Source organism: Flexivirga aerilata, from assembly GCF_013002715.1.
Taxonomy (GTDB): Bacteria; Actinomycetota; Actinomycetes; order Actinomycetales; family Dermatophilaceae; genus Flexivirga; species Flexivirga aerilata.
Map to the genome: position 1 here is coordinate 425,726 of NZ_JABENB010000002.1, position 11,488 is coordinate 437,213.

Here is an 11,488-nt window from a genome sequence, read left to right on the forward strand (position 1 = left end):
CCTACGCCAGCAGGGCGCTGCCGTAGAAGTCTCGGGCGTTGCGCACCCCCGGCAGCGCGAAGAAGTAGCCGCCGCCGACCGGGGTGATGTAGTCCGCGAGCGGTTCGTCGGCGAGCCGCTTCTGGACGGTGACGAACTGCCGGTCGAGGTCGTTGTTGAAGGCGCCGAACATCAGCCCCATGTCGAGGTTGCCGACCGAATCCACGCCTGCGTCATACGAATACGAGCGCCGCAGGAACTGCGAGTCGGCGCTCTGCGGGGTGCGCGGGTTGGCCGACCGGATGTGGCTGTCGAGCGGGATCGCGTCGCCCTTGGGGTCGTCGGTGTAGTCGGGCGCGGTCGTCTCGGTGCCACCGGTGAGCGGGGCCCCGGAGTCCTTGCGGCGGCCGAAGATGCGCTCCTGCTCCGAGGTCGACACCCGGTCCCAGAACTCCACGAGCATCCGGATGCGACGCACCACGTAGTAGCTGCCGCCGGCCGCCCATGCGGGTTCGCCGGCGCCGGACCAGACCAGCTTCCGCAGCTGCGCGTCGTCGGTGGTGTCCGGACCGGCGATGCCGTCCTTGAAGCCCAGCAGGTTGCGCGGTGCTCCGCTCGGGCGCGGGGGAGCGGTGAAAGCATCCTGTTTCCAACGGATCTGCATGGCTCCGCGGGTTGCCCGGCATACCTCCCGCAGGGCGCTCAGCACGACGTCGCGCTCGTGGCTCTGGAGAGTGAGCAGCAGGTCACCGCCGCACCAGGCCGGGTCGAGCTGGTCGTTGGCGAAGGTGTCCATCGGTCGCAGCCGCCGCGGCTTCGCACCCTGCAGGCCGAATCTGCCGGTGAACACACCGGATCCGAGCCCGACGATCGACTCGAGCGCGTTGCCCGGCGCGTCCGGCCCGAGGATGCCGGTGCCGGCGGTCGTCGTGACGCCGACCGGCGCCGGTATGCCGCCGGCCGTCTGCGCCCGGAGCGTGTCGGTGAGAGTGTGCAGCAACGCGGACAGCTCGGACCTGCCGGTGACAGTGAGGTCGAATGCGGTGAAAGTCGCTGCTGGCAAAGGGCTTCCGAGCACGCCGCCCTGGTGGGCGCCGTGGAAGCCGGCGATCGCCCGACGCTGCGACGCGGCGGGAGCTGACGGTGACGGCGACCCGCCGGCCCGCAGCGCGGCCGCGAACGCACCTGCGCCCGCGGCGAACGTGCCCGCCTGCAGCAGGCGACGCCGGCTTGGGGTGGAAGCTCCCGCGGTCCGCACCGCGTTCGTGTCCTCGGCTCGGTCGGCGCTCAGGTTTTCTGTCGCGCCTCTGCCCTCACTCATGCGACCCTCGGCTCCAGCCTCGTCGGCACCGGCGCCAGCAACTCGGCGAGCTGCGCGATGTCGGAGTCGACAAGGGCGTGTCCGGCGGACGGGGCGGCGCCTTGCGCCGGTGCCTGCCAGCCGCGCTGGGCCCGAATGTCCTTGGCAGACTTGGTGATCAAGGCATCCACCTGGGCGAGTCCGGCGTAACGGGGCGCGAGCAGCGGACGAAGGCTCGCGAGCACCTGCGTGGTGCCATCGAGCTCGGCGAGCGCCTCGTCGAGCTGCACGTGGGCGCCGTAGTCGTGGTTGCCGGTGAGTGTCTCCTGCAAGGTGTCCTCGCTGATCTCATGGGCTCGTTTGACGACGTCGACCGGCTGGAACTGCGTGCTCGCCAGCTCGCCTGCCAACCGGCCAAGGTCGGTCCGCAACCGGTTGCCGAGCGCGCTGAGAGACGTCGTGGATTCCCCGTGCCAGAGCCCGTATTCGATGCGCAGCAGGCCGGTCCAGGCCGGGTCGATGACACCCTTGGGCAGCCCGTGCGCGTCGCCGTCGATCGCCTCGCCGGTGGCGCCGAACGCACCGTAGGCGCCGCCCATCGTGTGCCAGGTGTGGTCGGCGGTCCGCCAAGCGGCCTGTGCGCCTGCGCGGTCGCCGGACCCCAGTCGCCGCGCCAGCACGTCGGTCTGGGACTGCAGCATGGTGAGCCGGCCGCGCACCCACTTCTGGTAGGCGATGACGGCGGGCACCAGGTCGGCGGAGGTCACCGGCCGGACGCCCGTGCCGCCGCCGCCCGCACCGGTCACCCGCACGGTCGGGCCGTTGACCGGATCGCCGTCGTTGACCGAACACCGCAGGTGGTAGTCCCCGGCGGCGAGGTCGGCGGTCAGCGTCGCGGTCGCGCCCGGCCCGAGCGGGTCGATCTCGCCGTAGAGCTTCCCCTCGGCGTCGGCGATGTAGACCTCCGCGGCATTGACGTCGGTGTTGCGCACGTCGAGGCGCACGATGCCCGCCTGCGCGCCGCTCCAGCCCGCGCCGCAGTGACTGCGCGAGGCCTGCACCGTCGGTGGCGGCTTCGCCCGCGACGAGGCGGCGGAGTCGCGGTGCCCGGAGCACGCGGCGAGCGCAGTCACCGCCGCGACGGCAGCAGCGAGCGCACGGATCTTCCCTCGGGGCACCCGCACACCGTAGGGAGCCGAACCGGCCGAATGTCCTGTCGTTGATGGGAATTGGCAACTGCTGGCCGGGAGTTCACCCCCGCGTCGCCGAATTACCAGGGTCTTCCCAGGCTTGCACTCAGGTGGCGTTCAGGATCGGCGTGCTCGGCACCCGGGGCCGGGCCGATATTCTGTGCGGGCGTCCGGCCGGTGCGGCCGGCGTCGTCATACCCCGAAATCCCTCAAACACCGAAACGCCCTGAGGAGCTCCCCGTGGCCCTGCGCATGTCGACCCTGTTCCTGCGAACCCTGCGCGAGGACCCGGCCGATGCGGAACTGCCGGGTCACAAGCTGCTCGTCCGGGCCGGCTACGTGCGGCGGGTCGCGCCGGGCATCTACACCTGGCTGCCGCTCGGCATGCGGGTGCTGTCCAAGGTCGAGAACATCGTGCGCGAGGAGATGAACCGCATCGGCAGCCAGGAGGTGAAGTTCCCGGCACTGCTGCCGCGCGAGCCCTACGACGCCACCGGCCGGTGGACCGAGTACGGCGACAACCTCTTCCGGCTCAAGGACCGCAAGGACGCCGACATGCTGCTCGGCCCCACGCACGAGGAGATGTTTTGCCTCGCGGTCAAGGACATGTACTCCTCCTACAAGGACTTCCCCCTCGCGCTCTACCAGATCCAGAACAAGTACCGCGACGAGGCGCGTCCGCGGGCCGGTGTGCTGCGCGGCCGGGAGTTCATCATGAAGGACTCCTACTCCTTCGATGTCGACCAGGCCGGTCTGCAGAAGGCATACGACGCGCACCGCGAGGCCTACATCCGCATCTTCAACCGGCTCGGCTTCGAATACGTGATCGTGCAAGCGGATTCGGGCGCAATGGGCGGGTCGGCGTCCGAGGAGTTCCTCGCGGTCAGCCCGCACGGTGAGGACACCTTCGCGCGCGACGCCTCCGGTTACGCCGCCAACGTGGAGGCCGTGGAGGTGCCGCCCGCGCCCGAGGTCGAGGTGACCGCCGGGCCGGCCCACGTCGAGGACACCCCCGACACCCCGACGATCGACACGCTGGTGGCCGCGCTCAACAAGGACCACCCGCGCGCCGACGGGCGGGCGTGGACCGCCGCCGACACCCTGAAGAACGTCATCGTGATGCTCGTGCACCCCGACGGCACCCGCGAGCCGCTCGCGATCGGTCTGCCCGGCGACCGCGAGGTCGACGCCAAGCGCCTGGAGGTCAAGGTCGCTCCGGCCGAGGTCGCGGCCTTCGAGGAGAAGGACTTTGCGGCATACCCGATGCTCGCCAAGGGCTACATCGGCCCGGGCGTGCTGGGGGAGGAGAAGGCAAGCAAGATCCGCTACCTGCTCGACCCCTCCGTGGCGGTCGGCTCGGCGTGGGTGACCGGCGCCGACGAGTCGGGCAAGCACGTGCTCGACCTAGTGCACGGCCGCGACTTCACCGCCGACGGCACCATCCAGGCCGCGGAGATCCGCGACGGCGACGCCTCGCCGAGTGGCCACGGACCGCTGCGGCTGGACCGCGGCATCGAGATGGGCCACATCTTCCAGCTCGGCACCAAGTATGCCGAGACGCTCGGCCTCAAGGTGCTCGACGAGAACGGCAAACTCGTCACCGTCACCATGGGCTCCTACGGCGTGGGCGTCACCCGCGCGGTCGGTGCGATCGCCGAGGACAACCTCGACGACATCGGCCTGATCTGGCCGCGCAACGTCGCCCCGGCCGACGTCCACCTGGTCGCCACCGGCAAGGACGAGGAAGTCTTCGTCAAGGCCGAGGAGATCGTCGCGGGGCTGGAGGCCGCCGGCATCGAGGTGCTCTTCGACGACCGGCGCAAGGTGTCGCCGGGCGTGAAGTTCAAGGACGCCGAGCTCATCGGGGTGCCGACGATCGTGGTGGTCGGCAAGGGCCTCGCGGACGGCAAGGTCGAGATCAAGGACCGCCGCTCCGGCGACCGCCGCGAGGTGCCGGTCGACGGCATCGTCGCCGAGGTGGCCCGGGAGATCGCTCCGCAGGAGGACGCCGAGGCGGTGCTGTGAGCGCTCCGATCGAGGCCGTCATCTTCGACTGGGGCGGCACCCTCACGCCCTGGCACGACATCGACTTCGAGGCGGAGGCGATGTCGTATGCCGCGGCGTACGGCGACCGCGAGCTCGCCGCGCGCTTCCTGGAGGAGGCGACCGCGTCCTGGGCGCGCGCCCGTGAGCAGCACAGCAGCGCACGCGTCGAGGAGATCCTCGTCGCCGCGGGTGCGGACGTCGCCGGGGACGCGCACCGGGCGGGGCTCGCGGCATACCGGGACTTCTGGGAGCCGCACACGCTGACCGACCCGCAGGTGCGGCCACTGTGGGAAGGGTTGCGCGCCAAGGGGATTCGCGTGGGGGTGCTGTCCAACACGATCTGGGACCGCGACTACCATCGCGGCATCTTCGAGCGTGACGGTGTGCTCGACCTGATCGACGGCGACGTCTACTCCAGCGAGATCCCGTGGGTGAAACCGCACGCGTCCGCATTCCGCGCGGCGGCCGATGCGGTCGGGACCGACCCCGCCCGCTGCGTGTATGTCGGGGACCGGCTCTTCGAGGACGTGCACGGCCCGCAGCAGGTCGGCATGCGCGCGATCTGGATCCCGCACTCGGTGCTGCCGGAGGCGCAGGTGGTGGCGACCGAGGCGCAGCCCGACGCCGTTGCGCACGAGTTGCTGGAGATCCTGGCGATCGTGGACGGCTGGCAGGGCGCGTAGCGCGACGCGCCTCGGCATACAGCCCGGTGATCTACCCTGTCCGCCGTGGCCTCGCAGATTGACGCTTCGTCCCGCACGCCCAGCACGGCCCGGTGGCACTCCCACCCGGTGACCGAGTGGATCGGCGTCGCCGCACGTCTCATCCTCGGCATCACCTACCTGGTCGCCGGTGTGCTCAAGGCGCGGCAGCTCGAGACGACCCGCATGGACACCCGGGCCTTCCAGATCCTGCCGTATGACGTGGCGAATATCTGGGGCACGTTCATGCCGTTCCTGGAGATCCTGCTCGGCGTGCTGCTCATCATCGGGCTGCTCACCCGGATGACCGCGGTGCTCGGCGGGCTGCTGATGATCGCGTTCATCATCGGCATCGCGTCGGTGTGGTCGCGCGGCATCATCATCCAGTGCGGCTGCTTCGGCAGCAACGGCAAGCTGCCCACGATGTCGGCCTACAAGTGGGACATCCTGCGCGACGTCGGCCTGCTCCTCTGCGCTGTGTGGCTGGTCATCTGGCCGCGCACCAAGCTCAGCGTGGACCGCGCCCTGTGGGGCTGAGCCGGTGCGGAGTTCTTAGCCTCGCCGGTTAGGGTGACCCCCATGCCACGCCCTGATGCCTCGCAGAAGCTCGCCGCGTCCAAGCCCAAGGACGGGCCGTCGAAGGGGCTGATCGCCTCGATCGTCGCCGTCGTCCTCGTGATCGGCGTCGTCGCCGCCGTCTTCGTCAATCAGGCGGGCAAGAGCAGCACCTACTCGGGTGGGGCCCCCAAGGGCGGCACCAGCGACGCCAAGGGTCTGGTCGCCTATCCCAACGTGACGCTGAAGCCGGGCGCGCCGACGGTCGACCTCTACGAGGACTTCCAGTGCCCGATCTGCAACGACCTCGAGAAGGCCAACGGCGAGCAGATCATGGCCAAGGCGAAGTCGGGCGACATCAAGCTGGTCTGGCACCTGATGACCTTCCTGCAGGACAACCTGCAGAACGCGCCGGCGTCGGCGATCGCGGCCAACGGGCTCTACTGCGCGGCCGACGCGGGCAAGACCGCCGAGTACCACGCGGCGAACTTCGCCGGCCAGCCCGCCAAGGAAGGCGCCGGCTACTCGGTGGCCGACATCAAGAAGTTCGGCAAGGAGGCCGGCATCAGCGGCGGCGCGCTCGACACCTTCAACAAGTGCGTCGACGACAACAAGTACAAGGACTACGTCGCCAAGACCGCCGAGAACGCCGGCAAGGACGGCGTCACCGGCACCCCGACGATCAAGTTCAACGGCAAGGCCGTCAGCAACTCCTCGCCGGAATACACCCAGCTGCTGCAGCAGCCGGGCTCCTTCGACGCGGTCCTGAAGAAGGAGACCGGCAAGTAGGAGCAGGCGGCCGGCCGGTCACCCGGCAGTCGCCCCGCTCAACGCAGCCGCTCGCCCCAGTCGATCCCGGTGCGCAGGCCTCCCTTGAGGATCTTGCCGCCGGGGTTGCGGGGGAGCGGCTCGTGGCGTATCGCAATGTATTGCGGCACCTTGAAATCCGCGATCCGCGTCGCGAGGTATGCCGTCACCGCCTCCGGGTCGATGGTGGTGCCGGGGCGGGGCACGAGCACAGCACCGACCGCCTCACCGAGGCGCTCATTGGGGACGCCGACCACAGCGGACTCGGCCACCCCCGGTGCGCCGGCGAGGGCGTTCTCGACCTCGACGCAGTAGACGTTCTCGCCGCCGCGGTTAATCATGTCTTTCGCGCGGTCGACGATGTAGACCCGGCCGTCCTCGTCGATGCGAGCCATGTCGCCGGAGCGCAGCCAGCCGTCGACGAAGGCAGCCTCGGTCTTGGCCGGGTCGTTCCAGTAGCCGACCGTGATGTTGGGCCCACGCATCAGCAACTCGCCGATGCCGGTGACCGGATCCGGGTGGTAGAGCGCGTAATCGACGACCGCGGTCGGGTAGCCGACCGAGTCGGGGTGTGCGTCGGCGTCCTCGTCGGGCAGTGACGTCGCGAGGGCCGCCGTCTCGGTCATGCCGTAGCCGTTGCCGAGGGCGGCCTTCGGGAAGGCCTCCCGGATCCGTCGCAGCAGGGCCGGCGGCATCGGTGCCCCGCCGTAGCCGCAACGCTGGACCGTCGAGACGTCGGCGTCGGCGAAGCTCTCGTGGCCGAGGAGCATCGCGTAGATCGCGGGCACTGTCGTGAGATTGGAAATGCGTTCGTCGCCAAGGGCTTTCGCCATACGGGCCAGATCGAGGGTTGGCATGATGACGGCCGTGCCGCCGACGTAGGTGGCGGCCAGCAGTTGCGAGTTGCAGCCGGTGACGTGGAAGAGCGGGACCGTGATGAGCGTGCGGTAGGCGGTGCCGATGACCGGCGGATGTTGCGCCGAGCCGCGGTTGGCGGTGCTCTCGCAGTTGCTCAGGAACGCCTCGTGGGTGGTCATCGCGCCCTTGGGGCGACCGGTGGTGCCGGAGGTGTAGAAGATCGCGGCGACGTCGGTCAGGTTGCTGTCGGTGTGCCACGGATCGCCTTGCGGCAGAGGGTGATCCGGCGCGAAGACGAAAGCGGCGCCGCTGTCCTGCAGGACGTGCTCGATCTCGGGTGCGGCGAAGCGGGTGTTGACCGGGACCGCGATCACCCCGGCGAGGAAGCAGCCCCAGAGGGCGACGGTCCAGTCCGCGCCGGCCGGCAGCGTGATCGCGGCGCGGTCGCCCGGGCGCAGTCCGGCATCGCGCAATCCGCCGGCGACGCGGGAAGCGCGGTCCCACAGCTGGGCGAAGGTGAGCCGGTCGGCGTCGAGCTCGACGACGGCCTCGTCGTCCGGCTGCGTGCGGGCGCGCTCGGCCAGCAGCGTGGTCATCGAGGCCGGGAGGTGGGCGTAGTGCGCCGCGCCGGAGTCGTCGCGGACCACTCCGGTGAGGTCGGCCTGACGGCCCGGCGGAGGAGGCAGGATGTGGAGCTGTGCGTGCGTCATACGGCGTCGGGGGTGAAGTAGGTGCGCGGGTTGGTGACAAGCATGGTGTCGATCTGCTCCTCGGTGACGCCTTGCTCGCGCAGTGCCGGCAGCACGTCGTCGTGGATGTGGGTGTACTTCCATTGCGGCTGCAGCTGAGCGGGCAGGCCCGGCGGGAACCAGTCGATGTAGCAGGACGCGTCCTGTGCCAGGACGATGCGCTCGGCGAGGCCGCGCTCGACGAGGCGTGCGACAGTGCGCACGCGGTCCTCGAAGGGCAGCAGGATGTTGAGACCGAACCGGTCCATGCCGACGTAGCTGCCACCGTCGATGAGGCGTTGCAGGTAGTCGAGGCCGGTCGAGTCCCCACTGTGCCCGATGACGACCTTGGTGAGATCGACGCCCTGCTCGCGGAAGATCTCCTGGACCTCCAGGCCGCGGTGGTGAATTGCGTTGGTGTGCACGGTGATCGGGGCGCCGGTCTGCCGATGGGCGTCGGCGACGGCGTGCAGCACCCGGAGCACCCCGGGCGTGACGCCCTGCTCCTCGACCGCACACTTGAGGAAGGCCGCCTTCACCCCGGTGTCGGCGATGCCCTCGGTGAGGTCCCGGACGAAGAGCGGTGTCATGGGTTCGTCACCGCCGAGCATGGTGCCCGGCCCGGTGAGCGAGAAGACGAACGGCAGCTCGTTGTAGGTGTAGAGGCCGGTCGCCGCGATGATGTTGAGGTCGACCTCGGCGTTGACTCGCATGATGCGCCGGATGTCGCGGCCGAGACCGAGCACGGTGGGATCGACGATGGTGTCGACACCGACGGCCTTGAGCGCGCGCAGCCGGTCGACGGCGTCGCGGACCCGGGTCTCCTCGTCCCAGTGGTCGGGGTAGTTGAGCCGGTATTCCTCGTTGAGCACGAAGACGTGTTCGTGCATCAGCGTCTGGCCGAGCGCGTCGACGTCGACCGGTCCGCGCACCGTCTGCACCGTTGCCATGTTGCTCCCGTCGTCGTTGTCGGGTGGTCGCTGCGCCCGACACTACGCCCGTAGCCAGCCTATGTATGGCGGAGCGGCCCGGTGTCGCCGGCAATCGTCGGCATAGTAGGTGCATGGTCGATCGGATCGCGGTGCTGAGTGACACGCACGGGGTCGAGCCGTGCCTGCGTGCGGTGCTTGCCGAGCTGGAGGTGCAGGCTGCCGATCTGGTGGTGGTGACCGGCGACCTCGCGGCCGGGCCGCAACCGACGCAGGTGCTCGATGCCCTGGTGGCCCTGGGGGAGCGGGGCGTGCTGGTGCGGGGCAACGCCGACCGCGACCTGGTGACGATCGCGCGGGGCGGGACGCCTCCCGAGGGGACGACCGAGGTCGACTGGTGGGCGGCCGGGCAGCTGCCTTCGTCATACGTCGAGCTGCTGGGGGGCCTGCCTCATCCGGTGGTGCTCGAGCTCGCGGGGGTGGGCGCGGTGATGTTCTGCCACGGCAGTCCTCGGGACGATGACGAGGTGGTGCTGGTCGACACCCGGCCGGCACGGTGGGCCGAGGTGCTGGCGGACGTCCCGGACGAGGTGCGGGTGGTGTGCTGTGGGCACACGCACATGCCGTTTGCCCGGCTGGTCGACCGACGGTGGGTGGTGAACAGTGGCAGCATCGGCATGCACTACGGCAGCACCGGCATCCCGTGGGCGTTGTTGGACGCCAAGGGTATTCAGCTGCGTTCGGCGGTCATCGATCCTCGAGCGGTGGCCGCGCACGTGATTGCGGACAGCGTCTTTCCTGGCGTGACGGCATGGGTGGAGGAGTATGTGCTCAACCCGCCGTCCGATGTCGACGCGGTGCTCGCCTTTGCGGGCCGGGACGGCCGTCCCGCCGACTGGAACGCGAGCTAGCTGCTCTCCTGCGCCTTGACCTGCGCGACCCAACGCCGACTGAGCTCGATGAGTTGTCGTTCCATGCGTGACGTGGTCGGTGGCGGGTGTCCGGGTGGTGCCGGCGGGCGACTGGTTGCGCTCAATCCGCCTGTGGTGGTGATCGTTTCGGCGGCATCGCCGGTGACCGTGAGGTCGGGGTGTTCCTTGGCGTAGTTGCAGCGTGCGCAGAGGCCGGTGCCGTTGCGCTCGCTGGTGGGGCCGCCGGCGGTGTGCGGCGTGATGTGGTCGATGTGCGCGATCGGGGCGTCGCACCAGGGCGTGCGGCAGGTCTGGTCGCGCAGCCGGATCAGCTTCGCCAGAAGCCCGGGGTAGGCGCGGGAGCGCGACTCCATGTCGATCAGGTCGCCGGTGCCGGGATAGGTGAACAGGCGGCGGATCCGCAGACGGTCCTTCCGGCCCGGGCGGTGTGGTGGGTCACCGACCGACGTGCCCGGATCCACCGCCGGATTATCGGGTCGCCCTGCATCATCAGTGTTGTCCGCGTCCAGGACGAGTTCGCGGGCGAGGTCGGCCGGGATGGGGCCGTAGCCCGGAAGGTGCGCGGGTGTGTCGCCGGTCAGGGTGTCCAGCGGCATGAGCAACTCGACCTGCAGGCCGATGGGACTGTGGTCGGCGGCATCACGCCCGGTGACGCGGTCGGTGAGGGTGTCGGCCATCACCTGCCCGCGGGTGCGGTCGGTGCCGTCGGAGCCCGCCGCGGCGGTGAGGGCGGCGTAGCAGGCCAAGCCGTCGGTGACGGGTAGCAGAGCGGTCAGCAACGCGATGCAGTCCGGGGCGGGGCGGAGGGTGACACGTCGACCGGTTTCGGCGCGGGCGCGACGGGCGACGATCGCGGCCGGGTCGGCGTGGTAGGCGTGCTGTCGGGCGAGTGCGGCCAGGCGCGCCTGCGAGACGGTGCCGAGGTCGTCGCGCAGCAACTCGTCGACCGCGATGCGCTGGTCGCGGGCGAGGCCGGCGGTTTCGCGGGCGATCAGGGTGGCGTGCCACTCGGTGATGACGCCGGCCTGCAGCGCGGAGAGCGTGTGGGGGAGTTGGTCGACCAGCGCGTGCGCCAGGTCGAGCAGGCGGGAGCCGAGATGCGGGCTGCAGCGGCGGGCGAGTGCGACCTGGGAGCCGACGAGTCGCTCGGTGTCCGCGGACTTGAGGTCGCGGGCCCGGTCGCGGCTTCGTTGGTGCTCGCGCACCGCCACGGTGAGTCGTGCCTGCCGGGCACTGATCGCGTTCTTCAGTTCTTCGAGGGCGCGCAGCTCGGCCAGCAGCGGCTCGCTGTCATCACCCTCGGGAAGCGGCACGTCGAGCCGGTCGTGGAAGGCACGCACCGTGTCGGTGCTGAGGGAGTCACGCCGGGCACGGCCGGCTGACCGGCGTGCGCCCTGGGTCCCTTTGACTTCGTTCACGTGTTCGACCATAGCGCTGAATCATGCTGCACCACAACAGTTTTC

Annotated in this window: 10 protein-coding genes; 5 read left to right on the plus strand and 5 right to left on the minus strand. The window is 70.0% G+C overall.

All coding sequences use genetic code 11. The features are described from left to right. Position 1: 1 nt before the first annotated feature. Both HJ588_RS13855 and HJ588_RS20055 read right to left on the minus strand, forming a co-directional pair. Entirely contained in the window at positions 2 to 1,300 is a 1,299-nt protein-coding gene (locus HJ588_RS13855; RefSeq protein ID WP_171156540.1) for a Dyp-type peroxidase, read from the minus strand. Continuing rightward, complete coding sequence (locus tag HJ588_RS20055) at positions 1,297 to 2,457, minus strand: imelysin family protein (protein ID WP_171156542.1); 1,161 nt, start codon at positions 2,455 to 2,457, stop codon at positions 1,297 to 1,299. Before HJ588_RS20055 ends, HJ588_RS13855 begins: the two co-directional genes overlap by 4 nt. Before the next feature lie 252 nt (positions 2,458 to 2,709). Here HJ588_RS20055 and HJ588_RS13865 point away from each other — a divergent pair, with 252 nt between their 5' ends. Genes HJ588_RS13865 through HJ588_RS13880 form a run of 4 tightly spaced genes read left to right on the plus strand, consistent with a single transcriptional unit; the run spans position 2,710 to position 6,560 of the window. Beyond that, entirely contained in the window at positions 2,710 to 4,494 is a 1,785-nt protein-coding gene (locus tag HJ588_RS13865; RefSeq protein ID WP_343036730.1) for a proline--tRNA ligase, read from the plus strand. Next, complete coding sequence (locus tag HJ588_RS13870) at positions 4,491 to 5,198, plus strand: HAD family hydrolase (RefSeq protein WP_343036731.1); 708 nt, start codon at positions 4,491 to 4,493, stop codon at positions 5,196 to 5,198. Before HJ588_RS13865 ends, HJ588_RS13870 begins: the two co-directional genes overlap by 4 nt. Before the next feature lie 45 nt (positions 5,199 to 5,243). Next, positions 5,244 to 5,753 carry a MauE/DoxX family redox-associated membrane protein gene (locus HJ588_RS13875; protein WP_212755934.1) on the plus strand — a complete coding sequence of 170 codons (510 nt, stop codon included), beginning with the start codon at positions 5,244 to 5,246 and terminating at the stop codon, positions 5,751 to 5,753. Between the two features lie 42 nt (positions 5,754 to 5,795). Beyond that, positions 5,796 to 6,560 carry a DsbA family protein gene (locus tag HJ588_RS13880; RefSeq protein WP_171156544.1) on the plus strand — a complete coding sequence of 255 codons (765 nt, stop codon included), beginning with the start codon at positions 5,796 to 5,798 and terminating at the stop codon, positions 6,558 to 6,560. A 38-nt stretch (positions 6,561 to 6,598) separates the two neighbouring features. Here HJ588_RS13880 and HJ588_RS13885 read toward each other — a convergent pair whose 3' ends face one another. Beyond that, a complete protein-coding gene (locus tag HJ588_RS13885; protein ID WP_171156546.1) occupies positions 6,599 to 8,146 on the minus strand; it encodes a class I adenylate-forming enzyme family protein in 1,548 nt (515 codons plus the stop codon). Beyond that, a complete protein-coding gene (locus HJ588_RS13890; RefSeq protein WP_171156548.1) occupies positions 8,143 to 9,114 on the minus strand; it encodes a phosphotriesterase family protein in 972 nt (323 codons plus the stop codon). The genes HJ588_RS13885 and HJ588_RS13890 overlap by 4 nt, the downstream gene beginning before the upstream one ends. A 113-nt stretch (positions 9,115 to 9,227) precedes the next feature. Between HJ588_RS13890 and HJ588_RS13895 the strand changes: the two genes are divergently transcribed. Continuing rightward, positions 9,228 to 10,004, plus strand: a complete 777-nt coding sequence (locus tag HJ588_RS13895; protein ID WP_171156551.1) for a metallophosphoesterase family protein — start codon at positions 9,228 to 9,230, stop codon at positions 10,002 to 10,004. Here HJ588_RS13895 and HJ588_RS13900 read toward each other — a convergent pair. Further along, complete coding sequence (locus HJ588_RS13900) at positions 10,001 to 11,443, minus strand: HNH endonuclease (protein ID WP_212755936.1); 1,443 nt, start codon at positions 11,441 to 11,443, stop codon at positions 10,001 to 10,003. The genes HJ588_RS13895 and HJ588_RS13900 overlap by 4 nt on opposite strands. Positions 11,444 to 11,488 lie beyond the last annotated feature (45 nt).

Bases quoted from the DNA above. Each gene is read 5' to 3' on its own strand.
- HJ588_RS13855 (WP_171156540.1), bottom strand. From the start codon at position 1,300: ATGAGTGAGGGCAGAGGCGCGACAGAAAACCTGAGCGCCGACCGAGCC.
- HJ588_RS13880 (WP_171156544.1), top strand. From the start codon at position 5,796: ATGCCACGCCCTGATGCCTCGCAGAAGCTCGCCGCGTCCAAGCCCAAG.
- HJ588_RS13885 (WP_171156546.1), bottom strand. From the start codon at position 8,146: ATGACGCACGCACAGCTCCACATCCTGCCTCCTCCGCCGGGCCGTCAG.
- HJ588_RS13890 (WP_171156548.1), bottom strand. From the start codon at position 9,114: ATGGCAACGGTGCAGACGGTGCGCGGACCGGTCGACGTCGACGCGCTC.
- HJ588_RS13895 (WP_171156551.1), top strand. From the start codon at position 9,228: ATGGTCGATCGGATCGCGGTGCTGAGTGACACGCACGGGGTCGAGCCG.